Source organism: Erwinia sp. MMLR14_017 (assembly GCF_033657285.1).
GTDB lineage: Bacteria > Pseudomonadota > Gammaproteobacteria > Enterobacterales > Enterobacteriaceae > Erwinia.
This window is the reverse complement of record NZ_JAWVWP010000003.1, coordinates 308,753-327,751: the sequence shown is the minus strand read 5'-3', so window position 1 is coordinate 327,751 and position 18,999 is coordinate 308,753. Positions and strand designations below refer to the sequence as shown.

Annotated in this window: 16 protein-coding genes; 4 read left to right on the top strand and 12 right to left on the bottom strand. The window is 56.1% G+C overall.

The genetic code is table 11. The annotated features are described in order from the left end of the window. Window positions 1–85: 85 nt before the first annotated feature. From recC to rppH, 9 genes are all read right to left on the bottom strand, one after another. Window positions 86–3,466, bottom strand: a complete 3,381-nt coding sequence (gene recC / locus SD961_RS07000) for an exodeoxyribonuclease V subunit gamma (protein WP_318789672.1) — start codon at window positions 3,464–3,466, stop codon at window positions 86–88. Window positions 3,467–3,550: 84 nt separating this feature from the next. Next, window positions 3,551–3,859, bottom strand: coding sequence for a prepilin-type N-terminal cleavage/methylation domain-containing protein (locus SD961_RS06995; RefSeq protein WP_318789671.1), 309 nt, complete (start codon window positions 3,857–3,859; stop codon window positions 3,551–3,553). Beyond that, a complete protein-coding gene (locus SD961_RS06990; protein WP_318789670.1) occupies window positions 3,837–4,268 on the bottom strand; it encodes a DUF2509 family protein in 432 nt (143 codons plus the stop codon). The genes SD961_RS06995 and SD961_RS06990 overlap by 23 nt, the downstream gene beginning before the upstream one ends. After that, window positions 4,265–4,807 (bottom strand): prepilin peptidase-dependent protein, encoded by a 543-nt coding sequence (locus tag SD961_RS06985; RefSeq protein ID WP_318789669.1) that lies wholly within the window; start codon window positions 4,805–4,807, stop codon window positions 4,265–4,267. Before SD961_RS06985 ends, SD961_RS06990 begins: the two co-directional genes overlap by 4 nt. Continuing rightward, entirely contained in the window at window positions 4,804–5,250 is a 447-nt protein-coding gene (locus SD961_RS06980; RefSeq protein WP_318789668.1) for a prepilin-type N-terminal cleavage/methylation domain-containing protein, read from the bottom strand. Before SD961_RS06980 ends, SD961_RS06985 begins: the two co-directional genes overlap by 4 nt. Before the next feature lie 297 nt (window positions 5,251–5,547). Next, window positions 5,548–6,342 carry a thymidylate synthase gene (gene thyA, locus SD961_RS06975; RefSeq protein WP_318789667.1) on the bottom strand — a complete coding sequence of 265 codons (795 nt, stop codon included), beginning with the start codon at window positions 6,340–6,342 and terminating at the stop codon, window positions 5,548–5,550. After that, entirely contained in the window at window positions 6,339–7,220 is an 882-nt protein-coding gene (gene lgt / locus SD961_RS06970; protein WP_318789666.1) for a prolipoprotein diacylglyceryl transferase, read from the bottom strand. Before lgt ends, thyA begins: the two co-directional genes overlap by 4 nt. A gap of 135 nt (window positions 7,221–7,355) precedes the next feature. Further along, window positions 7,356–9,602, bottom strand: a complete 2,247-nt coding sequence (gene ptsP / locus SD961_RS06965; protein WP_318789665.1) for a phosphoenolpyruvate--protein phosphotransferase — start codon at window positions 9,600–9,602, stop codon at window positions 7,356–7,358. A 12-nt stretch (window positions 9,603–9,614) separates the two neighbouring features. Next, on the bottom strand, window positions 9,615–10,142 hold the full coding sequence (rppH, locus tag SD961_RS06960) for an RNA pyrophosphohydrolase (RefSeq protein WP_318789664.1): 528 nt from the start codon (window positions 10,140–10,142) through the stop codon (window positions 9,615–9,617). Window positions 10,143–10,828: 686 nt separating this feature from the next. On the opposite strand from rppH, the gene mutH reads away from it, so the two are divergent. The 4 genes from mutH to SD961_RS06940 all read left to right on the top strand — a co-directional run bounded on the left by mutH (window position 10,829) and on the right by SD961_RS06940 (window position 13,926). Next, window positions 10,829–11,515: a DNA mismatch repair endonuclease MutH gene (mutH, locus tag SD961_RS06955; protein WP_318789663.1), complete on the top strand. Its 687-nt coding sequence runs from the start codon at window positions 10,829–10,831 to the stop codon at window positions 11,513–11,515. An 80-nt stretch (window positions 11,516–11,595) separates the two neighbouring features. Beyond that, window positions 11,596–12,306, top strand: a complete 711-nt coding sequence (locus tag SD961_RS06950) for a TerC family protein (RefSeq protein WP_318789662.1) — start codon at window positions 11,596–11,598, stop codon at window positions 12,304–12,306. Window positions 12,307–12,475: 169 nt separating this feature from the next. Continuing rightward, the gene (locus tag SD961_RS06945) at window positions 12,476–12,691 is read left to right on the top strand and encodes a YgdI/YgdR family lipoprotein (RefSeq protein WP_318789661.1); all 216 of its coding nucleotides are present in this window, start codon (window positions 12,476–12,478) and stop codon (window positions 12,689–12,691) included. Window positions 12,692–12,885: 194 nt separating this feature from the next. Then, a complete protein-coding gene (locus SD961_RS06940) occupies window positions 12,886–13,926 on the top strand; it encodes an NADP(H)-dependent aldo-keto reductase (protein WP_318789660.1) in 1,041 nt (346 codons plus the stop codon). 91 nt (window positions 13,927–14,017) lie between these two features. On the opposite strand, the gene lplT is transcribed toward SD961_RS06940, so the two are convergent. The 3 genes from lplT to SD961_RS06925 all read right to left on the bottom strand — a co-directional run bounded on the left by lplT (window position 14,018) and on the right by SD961_RS06925 (window position 18,996). Beyond that, window positions 14,018–15,223 (bottom strand): lysophospholipid transporter LplT, encoded by a 1,206-nt coding sequence (lplT, locus tag SD961_RS06935; protein WP_318789659.1) that lies wholly within the window; start codon window positions 15,221–15,223, stop codon window positions 14,018–14,020. Then, window positions 15,216–17,375 (bottom strand): bifunctional acyl-ACP--phospholipid O-acyltransferase/long-chain-fatty-acid--ACP ligase, encoded by a 2,160-nt coding sequence (gene aas, locus SD961_RS06930; RefSeq protein ID WP_318789658.1) that lies wholly within the window; start codon window positions 17,373–17,375, stop codon window positions 15,216–15,218. The genes lplT and aas overlap by 8 nt, the downstream gene beginning before the upstream one ends. Window positions 17,376–17,589: 214 nt before the next feature. Further along, window positions 17,590–18,996: an efflux transporter outer membrane subunit gene (locus SD961_RS06925; RefSeq protein WP_318789775.1), complete on the bottom strand. Its 1,407-nt coding sequence runs from the start codon at window positions 18,994–18,996 to the stop codon at window positions 17,590–17,592. Window positions 18,997–18,999 lie beyond the last annotated feature (3 nt).

Here is an 18,999-nt window from a genome sequence, read left to right as displayed (position 1 = left end):
AAGTTTACCCTGGATATTTTCCCTTCCGGCTGTGAACGAAAGGGAAACAAGAAAGTAAAAAACAGCAAATGGTTATAAAGTAACACTACAGGATGTCCCGCCCTGTGTCATTCATCTGCAGCAGCGGCAACAGCCAAATTTCCGCATTCCGGGCGATTTGCTGCATTATTTCCTCATCCAAAGTGCGGAAAAGGCGTGCCAGATAGGGATCGCTTCCCTCCCCTTCAATCTGCTGGTTCCCTTGCCAGGCCTGAAGCAGCTTGCTCCTGGCTTTGGCCTGGATGCTCTCATCATGCAATATCACCCCGGACTTTTCATCCCAGGCCGTTTCCAGCCAGGCTCCGCCGCTGCGCGGCAGCAGCAGCAAAGGCGAACACATCCCCTGCCGGTAGCCTTCGACATAGCGCTCCAGAAGCGAGGTAGCCTGTTCAATGCTTAGCGGCGGGAATCGCCACTGGCTCTCTTTTTTGCCAAACATTCTGCTGCTGCCCTGCCCGCCCAGCATGCAGTAGACCAGATGCTCCAGCCACAATGACAGGCCATCGGTAAAATTCAGATGTCCGGGACGCCAGCGCAGTAAACCGTCATCCTGAACCTGTGGCAGCCAGCCGTGAAGCTGTACGCCCCCTACCTGAAGTGCGATTTCCCAGCTTGCTGATTCTTTCCGCTGCTCGCGTACCCGACTGGCGAGATCCGCCATCTCTTCCAGCTGAGACTGCCAGAAGAGTTCTCCCCAGGCACCATAAGGAAGCAGCCCCGCTGCCCGTTGCAAATCGTAAAGCGACTCGGTGGGCTGCTCATCAATCAGCGTATTCAGCAACAGCTTGTTGACCTGATAGCGGCTGAGGTTATCCATCAAAAAAGGCTCTGCATCCGGCAGGCTGGTCTCTTCAAGCACAAAACTGACGCCCAGCCGCTGGCTGAAAAAGGCCCGCACCGGATGCCGCCAGAAACGCACCAGCTGCTCAAGGTTAAGCTCCTCCACCGTCAGCGGCGGCAACGGCTGCATAAAGGCAGGATGCGGAACGCCGCTGGCCGTGGCGGCAGGCAACCACTCGGCCGCAAAACTGCGAAACTCAGCCACGGGAGAGAAGTTCTCCGCCGCAAAGGGCATTCTGCTGTGCAGATGATGGATATGATCGACCACGCCCCTGGCGCTGCTGTCCACATCCAGCATTCGATCCTTCTCCAGGCAGAAACTTTGGCTGATATACTCCACCAGCTCACTGACCAGCACTGAAGGGAAGCGTTCTGAGTTGTCCTGAATCGTCCGACCGATATAGCTGATATAGAGCATCTGCTGGGCGGAATTAATAGCCTCAAGAAACAGATAGCGGTCATCGTCACGGCGGCTACGGTCGCCCTTTTCAGGCTTCTGGCTCATCAGGTCAAAGCCAAGCGGCGGCAGCGTGCGGGGGTAAACCCCATCGTTCATGCCCAGCAGGCACACCACCTTGAAAGGAATGGATCGCATCGGCATCAGGGTACAGAAGTTAACAGGCCCCGCCAGGAAGCGCTGGCTGATACGTTCCTGATCAAGACGGCTTGCCAGTTCATCACGCAGCAGCGAAAGCGGGATAGCCCGATCGTACTTTGCCTGGATACCGCAGTTAATAGCCTGCTGCCACTGATCTTCAATCAGCGCCAGAGCCGCTTCTGTATCGGCATCGCCGGCAAAGAAGTCGTTAAGCAGTGCCCGACAGAGAGGTAACCACTCCTGAAGTACCCTCTCCTCGTTTAATAAAGCCCGCCAGTAGCGAAGCCGCATCAGCAGCTCGGCCAGGTTTCCCGCCAGCTCGGCTATCAGTCCACTCGACTCATCATAGGGCAGAACGCCCTGCCAGTGGCCGCTTTCGCTGTGGATGGCATAGCCCAGCAGCATGCGGGTCAGGCCAAAATGCCAGGTATGCTGTCCGGTTGGCGTAAGCTCCAGATTACGAATGGTGTCATCATCCAGCCCCCAACGGATCCCTGACTCTTCCACCCAACTGCGTAGCCGCTTCAGCCCCTCTTCATTAATCGCAAAGCGGTTTGCCAGAGCGGGCACTTCCAGCAGGGCCAGCACCTCTTCAGAGGTGAACCGGCTGTCTGGCAGAGCCAACAGGGAGATAAAAGCCTGCAACGCCGGGTGAGCCTGACTGGCCCGGCGGTCTGAGATAGCAAAAGGCAGGTAACGGTCGGTGGGAGCATTGCCAAACACGGCCTGTATAAAAGGAGTGTAGGCATCAATATCGGCTACCATCACAATCACATCACGAGGGGAAAGTGAGGGATCGCTCGCCATCATTTGCAGCAAACGGTCCTGCAGAACCTCAACTTCCCGCTGTGGGCTGTGGCAGAGATGAATGCTGACCGATCTGTCGGCAGGGTCCAGCAGACGCTTGCGGCGACTGGTTTGCCACTCTTCAAGCTGCAGTCCTATGACCGCATTGTCTTCCAGCTCCAGCAGATCGTGCTGCAGGCTCTGCAGCAGCGTGGTGGGCTCGATATCGACAAACGCATCAATTTCCCGGCACTCCATCTGTGCCAGCAGAAACAGGTTGTCTCTGCCCAGCTTTCCCCAGGAGGCCAGAAGCGGATTGCTTAACTGCTGCTCACCGGCCTCATTGAAAAGCTCTGCTGCATCAGGCTGACGAAACAGCGCGCTTTCCCGCTGCTGTTCATAATGCTGACGGCGACGGCTTTGCAGTTTTGCCAGAAAGGCATAATCCTGAATGTCCCCCCAGTAATGGCGACAGGGGTTAGTGAACAGCAGATGAATATCGATATGCTTTCCAAGCGCCTGAAGCGCCTGCAGATAGACAGGCGGCAAGGCAGATATACCGCAGATAAATATCCTGTCGGGCAAATTTGGCGGCCGCACGCTGCTGTTTTCCAGCGTGGAGATAAATCGTGAATAGAGATTGGCGCGGTGCCATTCAGGCTGACCAAGTTTTCTGGTGTACTCAACCAGCGCCGCCCAGAGAGGAGCCTGCCACTGTTGTGCTTCGCCCAGGCCCTCAATAAGCTTCCCTTTCTCCCAACTGTTCAGCCAGGATGAGCGATAAACCAGATACTGGTCAAACAGGTCAGCAATGCGGGAGGCAAGCTGGAACAGTTTCCGCTTGTCGCCGTCATCCTTCAGGTAGTGATCCAGCAGCGTAAACTCAGGGTGTGAGAGCATCTCTGGCAGCAGGGTCATCAGCTTCCAGCTCATACTCGCTTTATTAAACGCGCTCTCTTTGGGGATGTCAGGCAGCACCCGCACAAACATATCCCAGATAAAGCTCGCGGGCAGCGGGAAACTAATATTCGCCGCAATGCCAAACTGCTCCGCAAGGGACATTTGCAGCCACTGCGCCATGCCGGGGCTCTGTACCAGCACCACTTCAGACTGGAACGGATCGCGCAGGGGCTGGTTCTCAATCTGCCAGGCCGCCAGCGTTTTCAGCAAATCCAGCTGATTTGAGTGGTAAACGGTAAACATGGTGGCTCCTGAATGGCTGAATGTCTGAATGGCGCGATGCGCCGCTACTTTACCCCGTCCTGACGCCGTTGCAAAATCTCCGGGTCACTTGCCAGCCTCCCGGCAGCGTAACAACGTTAGCTTCGCCTCGCGCCCCAGAGGGCTGACTACTGATGAAGTCAGCAGCTGGCAGCCGGAAGAGGCTGGCTGCTGTGTCAGCGAGCTTTGCCAGCGCGGTGGCTGATAGCCTTCGAAACGCTGCCAGGCATAGCGCCAGGCCTCTTTCTGCTCTGCCTGAAGCTGAAACCCTTTTACCAGCGCGGTGTGATAATGCATCAATGCCACCAGGCTGCTGGCAAACAGGGCCAGCGCAACCAGCGTTTCCGGTAAGCTAAAACCTTGCTGTCTCCTCATCAGGATTACACCTCTCCTCTTCGGTCAGCGGGCAGTAGTCCAGCCAGCCATGCGGCACGGCGACTACCCGGCCACTCTCCCTCTTCCACGTCACCCATTGATAAAGGGCAATCGACGCAGTTCCACTTTCCCCACGCAGCAGCGCAGGAGAACTTTCCGCCTGATAAAGACAGCTTCGCCAGCCAGCGGCACGCTCTTGTCGGCACTGCCATCCCGCGCTACCGGACCAGGTTTGTTGGCTGCCCCAGGCAAGTGCAGAGAATGCCTGACTGGTCTGATACAGGTACTGCTGCTCATCACCGGTTCGACTTAAGCTCTGATCCAACTGCCTGCGAGTGGCACCAAGCAGTGCTGCCGAAAGCGCCAGCAGAACGATCACCATAAACAGGGCGCTGCCAGTCTGCTTCATAAATTCCCCGCCGTGATCCAGCGTTCAAGGGTGACCGACTGCCGGGGAAAGGCTCTGGCAAAAGCGGAGATAGCCAGCCGTATCTGTTTGTCATGCTGGATGATATGAAAATCAGACAGCATGACCGTCGCCGGATCGTTCAGCCTCTCCCAGCCACTGCCTTCACAGTTATCAACACCGCGCTGCATCTCCAGGCTGCCCTGACGGAAGCGGTAACCGTAGAGGTCGCTCTCTGCGCTGCCGGTTCCTTCCCATCTCCCGTTGCTGTTTTCATCCCAGCGCACTAAAAAACAGCGCCCGCTTTCCGCAATGTGGAGAGCGGCACCGGCACACTCTCCTTTGCAATAACCCGCTCTGATTACCGCTTTTTGCAGCCTGGCCATCATTAGCTGGATCTCTTCATGCAGTTGAAAGCGCATCAGCGTCTGCAGATTGTGGCATTGCAGCGCCGGAAGCACTCTGGCGGCACCCACTAACAGCACGCTGCTGACGGCCAGCGCCACCAGCATTTCCATCAGACTGAATCCGGACTCTTTCATGGGCACTTATCCTCGCAAATTCTTACGCGACCGCGGGATGAGACAACGATATGGCGTTCACCTGCCGCCCCGGCGAGCACAATGCGGCCTGGTTTCGCCACGTCACGGCGACCATAAAAGCCGGTACCCTCTGTTAAAGAGTGCAGTGAAATCTCAGCCCAGGGCGCAGTCAGTATTTTACGTGAGGGTGTCGCGCAGGGCAGAGGCGGACCGCTGCCGATGCACCATGTTGTGTTGCCGCCGCGCCACAACAAAAGCTGGCTGTTGTGCTCATTCGCCTCCGCCCGTAACCGCAGAAGAAAATGCTGAACCTGTCGTGCGCTGTCGTTCAGCCGCTGGAGCTGCTGCCAGCGCAGCCAGCCGCCCGTTGCGCCCAGAGAAACTATGCTGGCAATCACCATCACAATTAACAGCTCGGTTAAGGTAAATCCCGACGTTTTCATGAGGGCCATTTTGCTTTTTTTGCCAGAGCCGTCCAGCGGCAAAATCTGCACCTGCGAGAGAAAATCCAGTTAATAATTTCTGTTGCAGCTTAAGGGGAAATTATTGCGAAGGCGCTCGTAAAAAGATCTGCCGGAGAGGGGGAATGCGCTACAAGGAATGTTAACAGGGATCATACCAGGCTGATTATTGCTGGGGAAGGTCTGACGAGGGATAAGATAGTTGATGAGATGAACGAGCGCTTACCCGCCATCATCAGCTTTCGTAACAGGAGCGGTTTTACCCGCTCCTGCTTATTATCAAACAGCGACCGGTGCCTTGATAGGCGGATGCGGGTCGTACCCTTCAATCTCAAAATCTTCAAAACGGTAATCAAACAGCGAGGCTGGCTTGCGTTTGATAATCAGCTTTGGCAGCGAACGCGGCTCGCGGGACAACTGCAGGTGAGTTTGATCCATATGGTTGCTGTAGAGGTGCGTATCGCCACCCGTCCAGACAAAATCGCCCACTTCCAGATCGCACTGCTGCGCCACCATATGCACCAGTAACGCATAGCTGGCGATGTTAAACGGCAGGCCCAGGAAGACGTCGCAGGAACGCTGATACAGCTGGCACGAGAGCCTACCGTCTGCAACGTAGAACTGGAAGAACGCATGGCAAGGCGCCAGCGCCATCTCATCCAGCTCGCCCACGTTCCACGCGGAAACGATGATACGGCGCGAGTCCGGATCGCTTTTCAGCTGCTTCAGAACGTTGCTGAGCTGGTCAATCTGACGGCCATCGGCCGCTCCCCAGCTACGCCACTGTTTACCGTAAACCGGCCCGAGGTCGCCGTTCTCATCAGCCCACTCGTCCCAGATGGAGACGTTGTTTTCCTGCAAATAGCCGGTATTGGTATCGCCATTCAGGAACCACAGCAGTTCATGGATAATAGAACGCAGATGGCACTTTTTAGTGGTGACCAGCGGAAAACCTTCCTGCAAATTGAAGCGCATCTGGTGACCAAAAATCGACAGCGTGCCGGTACCGGTACGGTCATTTTTCGGTGTGCCTTCTTCCAGCACTTTCTTCATTAACGCCAGATACTGTTTCATTTGCCCTCTCGTAATTGCTGCGTGCTTTGATGGCGATAAGCCCAGACCATCATGATTATCCCTGCCAGGATCATTGGCAGAGACAAAATTTGTCCCATGCTGATGGCGTTGTCGAACAGACCAAGCTGCGCATCAGGCTGACGGAAGAACTCCACGATAATGCGGAACGCGCCATACCCAATCAGGAACAGGCCCGAAACCGCGCCCATCGGGCGATTCTTACGAATAAAGAGGTTAAGAATAATAAACAGCACCACGCCTTCCAGCAGCAGCTCGTACACCTGTGAAGGGTGACGCGGCAGAACGCCGTAGGTCGCCAGCAGCGACTGCCATTCAGGATGGGTAGCCGCCAGAGCGACATCCTCGCTGCGTGAGCCGGGGAACAGCATCGCCCACGGCAGGTCGGGCGCCACGCGGCCCCACAGCTCACCGTTGATAAAGTTACCTAAACGCCCCGCGCCCAGACCAAAGGGGATCAGTGGAGCGATAAAATCAGCCACCTGGAAGAAGTTACGTTTCGTGCGACGGGCAAACCACAGCATCACGCAGATTACGCCAATCAGGCCGCCGTGGAATGACATGCCGCCATCCCAGACTTTGAACAGATAGAGCGGATTATCCAGAAACAGCGGCAGATTGTAGAACAGCACATAGCCAATACGTCCGCCCAGAAACACGCCCAGGAAGCCGGCATAGAGCAGATTCTCAACTTCTTCCTTTTTCCAGCCGCTGCCGGGTTTGTTGGCACGACGTACGGCCAGCCACATAGCAAAAATAAAGCCGACAAGGTACATCAGTCCGTACCAGTGCAGAGAGATTGGCCCGACGGAGAAAATCACCGGGTCAAATTGGGGGAAAGCCAGATAGCCGTTGTTCATCTTTCACCATTTTTAAAGTCTGTCCTGACCGGCAGGCGACGGAATCAGCGCGCGCGGGGCGCTGTATTAAGGCGCGCATCATAGCACAGCAGGAATTGTTGCGATCCGGCGGAACTGTAAACTTTGTTAAGAGTGCTAGCGGCCGCCCCGGATCAGGCCGCCAAGCCCATGTCGCTCCATAAAAGCGGCGATCTGGCTACGCACTTCGCTGGCCAGCGTCGCCCTGAGACTCTGCTCTGCAAGCAGCCTTGCTTCCTGATAATCGATATGCTGCAAAAGGTATTTCACCCGCGCAACATTACGGCCATTCATACTGAGATGGTGATATCCCAGACCGACCAGCACGGCCACACAGATTGGATCGCCCGCCATTTCGCCACACAGGCAGAGCTCAATACCCGCTTTTTCCGCTTCCAGCGCGATGGTTTTCAGGCCTCTCAGCACGGCAGGATGCAGGCTGTCATACAGGTTAGCTACGCGGGTATTATTGCGATCGACGGCTAGCAGATACTGCGTCAGATCGTTGGTGCCCACGGAGACAAAGTCCACGCGCCCGGTGAGATGGCCGATCATGAAGATCATTGACGGCACCTCGATCATCACGCCGATCCTGGGGCTGGGGATCGCGTAGCCCAGCATCTCTTCCACTTCACGAGCGGCACGATCGATCAGCCGTTTAGCTTCGTCAATTTCATCAATGCTGGTGATCATCGGCAGCAGGATACTGAGATTATCGCTGGCAACGTTGGCGCGCAGCATGGCCCGTACCTGGACCAGGAAAATTTCCGGCTGGTCGAGCGTCAGGCGAATGCCGCGCCAGCCCAGGCAGGGATTCTCTTCAGAGATAGGCATATAGGGCAGCTGCTTGTCCGCCCCCACGTCCAGGGTTCTCAGCGTAACGGGTTTCTCCAGAAACAGCTGAAGCATGCCCTGGTACTGCGCCACCTGCTCTTCTTCAGAGGGGAAGCCGTTTTGCAGCATAAAGGGAATTTCGGTGCGGTAGAGCCCGACGCCATCAACCCAGCTTCCCTGCGCTTTTTCATGCTCAGCGCTAAGCCCGGCGTTCAGCATCACCTTAACCAGTTCGCCGCTTTTAAGCCTGGCGGGCTGCTCAACCACATCTTCGGCCAGCTTGCTCAGCTCATTTTCTTCGCTGATCAGCCGCTGGTACTCCTGCACCAGCACCGGCTCGGGATCAACCAACAGCTCGCCGCGATAGCCATCCACTATCAGCAGCCTGCCGTTCAGCAATTCGGGCTGAATATCTGCGCCCATTACCGTCGGGATGCCCATCGCGCGCACCATAATGGCTGCATGCGAGTTTGAGGCGCCATCTCTGACCACCACCCCGGATAACCGGTCGTGAGGCAGCTCCGCCAGCGTGGTAGCTGTCAGCTCGTCGGCCACCAGTACAAAACGTTCAGGCCAGGTATTGGTGCCCTGCACGGTATCGTCGAGGTGAAACAGCAGCCGCTGCCCCAGAACGCGCAAATCGCCAGAACGCTCCCGCAGATAGCTGTCCTGCAGGCTGGCAAACTGTGCCGCGAACTTCTCAATCACCTTTTTCACCGCCCACTCGGCAACCGATCCTGCATCAATCTCGGCATAGAGATCTTTTTTCAGCCGGTTGTCGCTGAGCAAATGCGAATAGAGATCGAAGATTGCCGCGCTCTCTTTATGCACGCTGGCAGTAAAGCGTTTGCTGTAGCGACGGAATTCGCTGGAGGCTTCATCCATCGCCAGCGAGAGGCGCTCACGCTCACGATGAGTATCCAGAGTGGAGGCCGCGAAAACGTGCTCGAGGGAAGGCTGCGTGGTATCCACCCACCCCTCAGCAACCGCCACGCCTGGCGATGCGGCCAGCGCACGGATCCGCGTCTGACGATATTGTCCAAACAGCGCATTCAGCTGGGATTGCGACAGGATGGTCGCCATCTGCGTTGCCAGCGTGACCAGGAACGACTCTTCACTCTCGTCGAACTGACGATGCTCCCGCTGCTGAACAACCAGCACCCCCAGCAGCTGACGACGGCTGATAATAGGCACACCCAGGAACGAGCGGAAACGCTCTTCTTTTACGGAGGGAACATATTTGAAGCTGGGGTGACTCTGCGCATCAGCAAGGTTAATTGGCTCAGCCAGCCGGCCCACCAGCCCGACAATCCCTTCGTCAAAGGCGAGTGCCACAGTGCGGCCACGTGGCTTTTTCAACCCACGTGTCGCCATCAGGTAATAGCAGCGGCGATCGTGATCGGCAAGGTAGACCGAACAGACTTCGGTTTCCATCGCCAGGCAGATCTCGTTGACCAGGATGTCCAGCGCCTCCGTGAGTCGGGGCGCTCCTGCCACTTTTTCAACTATTTCGCGAAGCTGTGTGAGCATAATCCAGGTGGCTTAACCTCTCTTCCGTCGATAAGCAGGCGTATTTCGCTGTGCGGTACTCTCCTGCAGCGGCATCACCACGCTGGCAAACTCTTTCATCACCCGACGATAAACGTCGCGTTTGAACGAGACTACCTGACGAACCGGATACCAGAAGCTGACCCAGCGCCAGCCATCAAATTCCGGCGTGCTGCTGGTTTGCATGTTGATATCCGCGTCATTGCACAATAATTGCAGAAGAAACCATTTCTGTTTCTGGCCGATACAGACCGGCTTTGTATCCCAACGCACCAAACGTTTTGGCAACTTGTAGCGTAACCAGTTTCGGGTAGAGGCAAGGATGCGAACATCTTTGCGGTGCAAACCGACTTCTTCGAAAAGTTCCCGGTACATCGCCTGTTCCGCCGTCTCCCCAGCATTAATCCCTCCCTGAGGAAACTGCCAGGAGTGCTGACCAAATCGCCTGGCCCACACCACCTGTCCCTGCCTGTTACAAATTACGATACCAACATTCGGGCGGTAGCCATCATCATCGATCACTGGACTACCTCTAACTAAAACTCGGATGTTCTGATTGTTTCATACTCCTCACAGGTGGTAAACCACTGCTTTACGCCCTCAGCACGCGGTAAACACGGGATAACTTGCCCTCCTGGGGCGAGTTATAAACAGAATAAGGCGGTAAAGCGCGATCTTATTCACGTTTTCTGTGGATAGCTTTGTGCAGAACTCTGTTAACCATTGGGGAAAACTTTTTCCTGTTTCAGCCGATCAGGCGCGCGCTTTTTTATTAACCCGCTCTAAGCATTAGGATTTATCCGGATATACAGGCTCCTGCTGCCCTGTTCATTCTGTTGTCACAGTGCTGTGCCTCCCGACTGGCGAAAGATCGAGCACCGCGCTTTTTATCCACAGGTTATGCCGCTGAGTTAAGCATAAATCGGGCAAAAAGTCGTAATCCTGGGCCGTCAAGGCTGTAAATCGAAACAGTAGTGTTGTAAAAAGGGAGTTATCCCATTTTTCTGTGGATAACAGGGGGGGTGATCCTGTTCATTGTCGGTGACAACTTTGGCATAACCTTACGGACGCGCGCTGCTTTCCCGCCACAGGAAAATAAAAAAGCATGATTTATCATGTTATTATTCCTGTTTTACACAATCATTTTTTGCGGCTGAACCTCAGTGCAAAAGTGTGGTTAATTTTTAACCAACTACAGCGAGTTATTCATGGGCGGTGATTTTATCCCGGTACCCTCTCCGGAAAACGAGGGGGTTCTGCTGGCACGTGCTCAGCGCCTGGCGGGTTTTACCCTGGGTGAGCTGGCAGAGCGCGGAGGATTGGCGATCCCTCAGGATCTCAGAAGGGATAAAGGCTGGGTTGGCATGCTGCTGGAACGCTATCTGGGTGCCAGCGCGGGCAGTAAACCGGAACAGGATTTTGCGGAGATCGGCGTTGAGCTAAAAACCATACCGGTTGATGCATTAGGCCGTCCTCTGGAGACGACTTTTGTCTGTGTCGCCCCGTTAACCGGTAATACGGGCGTCACCTGGCAGACAAGCCACGTTCGCCATAAGCTGCAACGGGTACTCTGGGTTCCAGTTGAGGGGGATCGCGCCATTCCGCTGGCTGAACGTCGCGTCGGCGCGCCGCTGTTATGGAGTGCCAGCGCAGAAGAAGAGGCGCTGCTACAGCGAGACTGGGAAGAGTTAATGGATATGATTGTGCTGGGTCAGGTAGAGCGCATCACCGCCCGGCACGGAGAAGTGCTGCAAATTCGCCCTAAGGCGGCCAACAGTAAGGCCCTGACGGAAGGAATTGGCGAAAACGGTCAGCCGATTATGACCCTTCCCCGCGGCTTCTATCTGAAGAAGTCTTTTACTGGCCCGCTGCTGGCCCGTCATTTTTTATTGTAGGAGCTGAAGCCACGGATGGCGGGCGGCCCGAGGGTTGCGTATACTCCCCGTTTACTTTTCGTTTAGGATGCAATGTTAGTATGTTTGATTGGATTGCAGATCCCAATGCCTGGCTGGCCCTTGGTACGCTGACGATTCTTGAGATCGTTTTGGGTATAGATAATATTATTTTCCTCTCTCTGGTTGTCGCCAAACTGCCGAAACATCAGCAGAATGCCGCCCGTCGCATGGGTCTGGCTGGCGCGATGTTAATGCGTCTGGGCCTTCTGGCCTCTATCGCCTGGGTTATCCGACTGACCACGCCGCTGTTCACGCTGATGGATCACAGTTTCTCCGCCCGCGATCTGATCCTGCTCTTTGGCGGGCTGTTCCTGCTATGGAAGTCGAGCGCGGAAATCCATGAGACGATCGAAGGTGGTGAAGAGGCGCATCAGACCAACGTCCATTCGTTTATTGGTGCCATCGTACAAATTATGCTGCTGGATATTATCTTCAGCCTGGATTCGGTCATTACCGCCGTGGGCCTTTCCGATCATCTGATTATTATGATGGCTGCCGTAGTGATCGCGGTTGGCGTCATGATGTTTGCCGCCAGATCGATTGGGGAATTTGTAGAGCGTCACCCTTCCGTTAAAATGCTGGCGCTGGCGTTCCTTATTCTGGTCGGCTTTACGCTGATTCTGGAAAGTTTCAATATCCATGTGCCAAAAGGGTACATCTATTTCGCCATGTTCTTCTCAATGGCGGTTGAGTGCCTGAATCTGATGCGCAGTAAAAAGAAAGTTGCCTGATCTTATGCAGGCCGCTCACCCGGCCTGCCCGCTGCCTGTAATATCATTTTACGAATAAAGTCAATGGCACCACGTGCTTGCTCCACACTTTCGGAGTTCTTCTACTGATCCCCTGCAAAAAATGCGCTATAACCAGACGCATCAGTTTTAGGTTTTAAGGGAGAGAAATATGAAGTATGTGTTCGGCGCAGCGGCGCTGATGTTGGCCACACTGGTCAGCGGGTGCAGCAGCGATTACGTCATGGCCACCAGGGAAGGCAATATGATCATGACTAAGGGGAAACCTGAAATAGATAAAGAGACCGGCCTGGTGAAATATACTGACCGTTCAGGCCATGAGTTGCAGATTAATGGTGATGAAGTTTCCTCCATTGTTGAACGCTAAGAGACATTACGCCACCCGTTTGCTCTGCCAGGGTGGCTCTCTCCGCACTTCCCGATAAATCCCCTCTTCCCCCTGCCGCTTACGGCGGTTATAGTCAAATGCCGGATCTGAGTGCGCACCGCGAGGCTATGCACCTCATGCTGGGCATGCTTCAGATTCCAGACCTTTTAATAATGAAAAAAGGAAGCCGGCAAATGCACTATCACCGTATCCCCCACAGCACCCTGGAAGTCAGTAGCCTGGGTTTGGGAACCATGACGTTTGGTGAGCAGAACAGCGAAGCCGACGCCCACGCCCAGTTAGATCTGGCGCTCCGTTCCGGTATTAACCTTATTGATACCGCTGAAATGTACCCGGTGCCTCCGCGCCCGGAAACTCAGGGTTTAACCGAAAAATATATCGGCAGCTGGCTGAAGGCTCGCGGCAACCGTGAAAAAGTGATCCTGGCCTCTAAAATTGCCGGACCGGTTCGCGGCGCTGATGCCTCTATCCGCCCCAATCAGGCGCTTGATCGCAAGAATATCCGTGAGGCGCTGGATGCCAGCCTTAAGCGACTTAATACGGATTATCTGGATCTCTACCAGTTGCACTGGCCCCAGCGTCAAACTAACTATTTTGGCAAGTTATCCTATGAATACAGTGAGGGGAGTGCCACGGTAACGCTGCTGGAGACGCTGGAAGCCCTTAACGAACAGGTACGGGCGGGGAAAATTCGCTATATCGGCGTCTCAAATGAAACGCCCTATGGCGTGATGCGTTATCTGCAACTGGCGGAAAAGCACGAGCTGCCGCGCATCGTCAGCATTCAAAATCCCTACAGCCTGCTGAACCGCAGTTTTGAAGTGGGTCTGGCGGAGATCAGTCATCTGGAAGGGGTGGAGTTGCTCGCCTATTCAAGCCTGGCTTTTGGCACGCTGAGCGGAAAATACCTGAACGGGGCAAAACCGGAAGGCGCACGCAACACGCTCTTCAGCCGTTTTACCCGCTACAGCGGCGAGCAGGCGCAGCTGGCTATCGCTGAATATGTGGCGCTGGCTAACAGGCACGGGCTGGACCCGTCACAAATGGCGCTGGCATTTGTTCGTCAGCAGCCGTTTGTCGCCAGCACCCTGCTGGGTGCAACCACCCTGGAGCAGCTGCAGATTAATATCGACAGCTATAACCTGACGCTGGATGAAGAGGTAATGCAGGGACTGGAGGCGATCCATCGCCGTTATACCTTCCCGTCGCCTTAAGGGATAGCCGCACGACTTTCCCGAAGAGAAGGCGCAGGGAGGCGCTTTTCACTTCACAGCGGGCCTTTTGTCACAAAAGGCCCAGTTTTATTCAGCCCCTTCCGCGCTTTTGCGCCAGTTGCCAGCCCCAGAGAACCGCAATCGCCAGCGCAAACAGCGCACCGAACCCTATGCCGGTCGCCACGGGCGGCGCTCCAGCTTTGACAGCCAGCGAATAGAGCCCCAGCATGATCAGCATTGCGCTGTTTTCGCCGAGATTCTGCACCGCAATGGCATTTCCCGCGCCCACGCTCTCTTTACCGCGTAACTGCAGCAGGGCATTAAGCGGTACCACGAAGAAGCCTCCCAGTACGCCAATCGCCACCAACAGGGCATAAGCGCCAGCCATAGAGTGTTGCAGCGAGAAGAATACTACCGCGATACCAATCAGTACCCCCGCAGGCATACAGCGTCCCACGGTTTTCAGCGTCACCAGTTTGGCCGCAGCCCCGGCACCAATCACGATGCCGATTGCCACCATCGCGTTAAGCAGCGTTGGTGTTTTATTATCGGTAATACCTAACGCCACCGGCACCCAGAGCACCAGCAGGAAACGCAACGTCACCCCTGCGCCCCAAAAGAGGCTGGTGCCAACCAGCGAGAAGCGGGTTTCGCCATCCCGCCACAGCGCGCGACAGGCCCGGAAGAAGCTGGCGGACATTTTGCCGGGATGCCACGGCTGCCCCGGTCTGGCGGCCGCCAGTTTCGGGATCAGCATATTGGCTGCTACCGCCAGTCCGTAAGCCACTACGCAGGCAACCAACGCCGCCAGCAGATTGAGATCGGCGAGGAAGCCTCCCGCTACAGAGCCCAGCAGAATAGCGGCGATGGTGGAGGCCTCCATCAGGCCGTTGGCTTTCACCAGCGTCTCTCCGCCGGTTATCTCCCCCAGGATGCCATATTTAGCCGGTGAATAGGCTGCCGCGCCCACGCCGACCAGGCTGTAGCCGATAAACGGATTGAAGCCGAAACAGATAGTCAGCGCCCCCAGCAGCTTCAGGCCGTTGGCAAACATCATTACCCGGCCCTTGGCGAAACTGTCCGCCATCTGCCCGACAAATGGCGCGAGGATAATATAGGTGGCGACAAACACCATCTGCAGCACCGGCTGGCTCCAGTCCGGGTAAACCTGCTGCTTTAACACGGCCAGAGTGGCGAACAGCAACGCATTATCACCAAAAGCAGAAAGGAACTGCGCGGCAATGACGGCCAGCATTCCTCTGGATAGCAGCTTTTGCGAACTCCCGGCATTACTCATTATTGCTCTCCGGTTTTTCAGCCATGCTGCGCAGGGTAACAAAATCGGGCTTGCCGCTGCCCAGGAGCGGCAGCTGTTTCAGCACACGAATGTCTCTTGGCACGGCCAGCTCCGGGCTACCCTGCTCGCGGGCGACGCGCTGCAACTTGTCGCGGGTAAGCTCGCTGTCGGTGGTGAACAGCACCAGCGCTTCGCCACGGTTGCCGTCTGGTTTTATTGAGGCCGCGTGTTGCTTCTCTGCGGAGGCTTTAAGGGCAATCTGCTCAACGGTTTCCAGCGACACCATTTCACCCGCAATTTTTGCAAAACGTTTCATGCGTCCCTGAATCTGGCAGAAGCCGTGATCGTCAAAGCTCACGATGTCGCCGGTATCGTACCATCCTGCTTCCATCTGCCCTTCCCCGTTGTCCGCCTCTGGTGCTTCAAGCACGCCCGGTTTCTCAACGCGCAGGTAGCCTTTCATAATGTTAGGCCCCCGCAGTTGCAGCAAACCGCCCTGCTCAATTCCCGGAACGGCGATCAGGCGTGAATCCATGCCGGGCAGAATGCGGCCCACGGTGTGATTTTTCGCCGCCATCGGCACGTTAATGGCGACAACCGGCGCGCATTCCGTCACGCCATAGCCTTCCAGAATACGGATGCCGAATTTTTCCATCCAGGTTTGCCGCGTCGTTTCCTGGAGCTTCTCGGCTCCCGCCACCACGTAGCGCAGCCGCGCGAAATCATAGGGATTACCGAAACGGGCATAGTTGCCCAGGAAGGTTGAGGTGCCAAACAGCACGGTGCAGTTACGGTCATAGACCAGCTCAGGAATGATACGGTAGTGCAGCGGGCTGGGATAGAGGAATACCTGTGCCCCGGTCATCAGCGGCGTAAAGAGTCCTACCGTCAGGCCGAAAGCGTGGAACAGCGGCAGCGCAGACATAAAACGATCTCGCGGGGTGAAATCCGCCACGGTTCTGATCTGCTCAACGTTTGCCAGCAGGCTTTTATGCGAATGCACCACCCCTTTGGGGTGCCCTTCTGAGCCGGAAGTAAACAGCACCATCGCCGCGTCCTCAGGCTGCTGATCGATTTCAGCCAGACGTGGCAGCAGCAGATGCCCCAGGATCCAAAGTTTGTCCTGTGTGGTGATGGTATCTTTGAGATCTTCAAGAAAGACCCAATTTACCTGGGTTATCTCTTCCGGCAGATGCCAGAGCTTGCCCTTATCCAGAAACTGACGCGAGGTAAAGACGGTTTTAACTTCAGCAGCTGTTAGCGCGCTGCTGACGCCTTTGACCCCCGAGGTATAGTTGAGCATGGCGGGAACGCGTCCACGCATGGAGGCACCCAGGATCGCCGCTGCCGTCACTGTGGCATTGGGCAGCAGCAGGCCGATATATTCCCCCGGCGCAGTATAACGTTCCAGAATCCGCCCCACGCCCAGTGATTTCTTTAACAGGCTGGTGTAACTGTCTGGCGTGAAATTCACATCTTCAATGCAGGGTTTGAAAAAACCATACCGCGTGCGGGCCGACAGAAATGCCTGCCAGAGCGTCTCACGCGGGCGAACCGCCATACGGGCTTCCATCATAATATGATGCAGATGCTCACCGGCCAGCTTGCGTCGTTCCCGCGCGCTGGGCGCTTCCGGCATCGGGATAATGGTTGCAGGCAGCACGGTCAGGGAGATGGTGGGAAAAAGCCGGCGTTTAAAGACGCCTGCCAGGCGACCAAAAGGGGTAAACTCAGCGCCCTCAATGCGCAGCGGCACCACTGTCGCCTGTGATTTTGCCGCGACAAAACCGGCCCCCTCATAAATTTTCATCAGCGAACCGGTCACCGTGATACGTCCTTCCGGGAAGATCACTACCGGACGCCCCTGCCCGATAACCCTCACCAGATGCTTCACTGACATTGGTTTGGTGGGATCTAACGGCACAAAATCGATGACCTTGCGCGCCCATCGCATATACCACCGCTCACTGATTGAAGAGTAGACGGCAAAAACGGGCTTAACGGGCAAAAAAATCGCCAGCAGCACCCCATCCAGAAACGACATATGGTTGGGGACAATCAGCACTTTTTCTTTATACAAACCAGAAAGCTCACCGTTCAGGCGGGTACGAAAGCAGAGACGGACTATCAGCCGAAGCAGGGAAAAGAGCATGCCAACTCCTTAGCATAAAAAAGTTGGCTACAACGATGCAGGATCTGGTGAAACAACTCAATGGCAACGGCGCCAAATTGCAGTGTTTATCTGAACAAATCTGCCCCTTCTCTGCGTTTCATTCCCTTTTTGCGGGCGGGATCGGCAACATAATGTCTGGCGTGGCGCTCGTCGCACCCGGTTAAAGCGCGACGACTTTTTTCGCGAGATCTGCTCAGAGTGAGGTTGATTGCCAGCCGCCGCCCAGCGCGGCAATCAGCTCCACGCTTGCCACCCACTGCGTGCTTTGCAGCGACAGCAGGCTCTGCTGGGAACTCAGGCTGCTGTTTTCGGTGGTCGCCACATCAAGGTAGTCGATCATTCCCGCCTGGTACTGATTGTAGGTGACGCGGGCAGACTCTTTTGCCGCCTCCGTCGCCCGCTGCTGCGCCAGCATCTCCTCCTGTAGGGTATGGAGTTCAACCAGGTAATCTTCCACCTCCTGAAAGCCTGCCAGCACCGCCTGCCGGTAGCTGGCTACATCCGCATCATAGGCCGCGCGAGCCTGATCCACTTTTGCGGAAGTGGCGCCAAAGTCGAGTAACGTACCGCTCAGCTCAGGCCCTAACGACCAGACGCGGTTCGGTAGCGACAGGAGATTGTGGAACGTGGAGCTGGAGAAACCGCCCGTTGCGCTTAGCGTCAGGTCAGGATAGTACCCGGCAATGGCAACGCCGACTGCGGCATTGGCAGCGGCTACATTACGTTCAGCATAGGCAATATCGGGGCGGCGCTGGAGGAGTTCAGAAGGCAGCGCTTCCGGAACAGCGGGCAGCGTGGCGGTCAGCGGTGCCGCCGGCAGGCTAAATTCAGCAGGCGTTTTGCCGGTGAGCATGGCGATGGCGTGTTCGTTTTGCGCTCGCTGCCAGCTGAGATCGAGCGCCGAGGCACGGGCGCTTTCCAGCTGTGCCTGCGCCTGCGCCAGCGTGCCGCGGGACTCGCTGCCCGCCTGATATTTATTATTAATGACCGTCAGGTAGCGCTGATACGCTGCCACGCTTTGCTGATAGAGCGCAATCTGCTGATCCATAATGCGTAACTGAAAATAGTCCTGCGCCAGCTCAGACTGTGCGCTGAGGGTGATATTCGCCAGTTCGGCTGCGCTGGCCTGTGCGCTGGCCTTGTTCTCTTCCAGCGTGCGGCGCAGCTTGCCCCAGATATCCAGCTCCCAGCTGGCGCTGGCTTCCAGTGAATGGCTGTTGCTGACGGTACGCCCACCGCCGGTTGCGGCGCTGCCTGTGCTGCCGCTGCGGGTGGATGCGCCAGTTGCGGTTACGCTGGGAAAGAGGCCGGAACGGGATTCCGCAACCAGTGCCCTCGCCTGGCGATATTGCGCTTCATACTGCGCCACGTTCTGGTTGGAAATGGAGACCTGCCGCAGCAGCCCGTCCAGCGTCTTATCGTGGTAGACCGCCCACCATTCGCCTTTGCTGGCACCATCCTGCGGCCGGGCCTGCTGCCAGCCCCTGGCCTCTTTATAGTGGCTGGGCACGCTGGCCATGGGCCGCTGGTAATCTGGTCCAACAGCGCAGCCGCTCAGCAGCAGCGCCAGTAACAGGGTGGTCAGGTTTGTTTTAGTCATCAT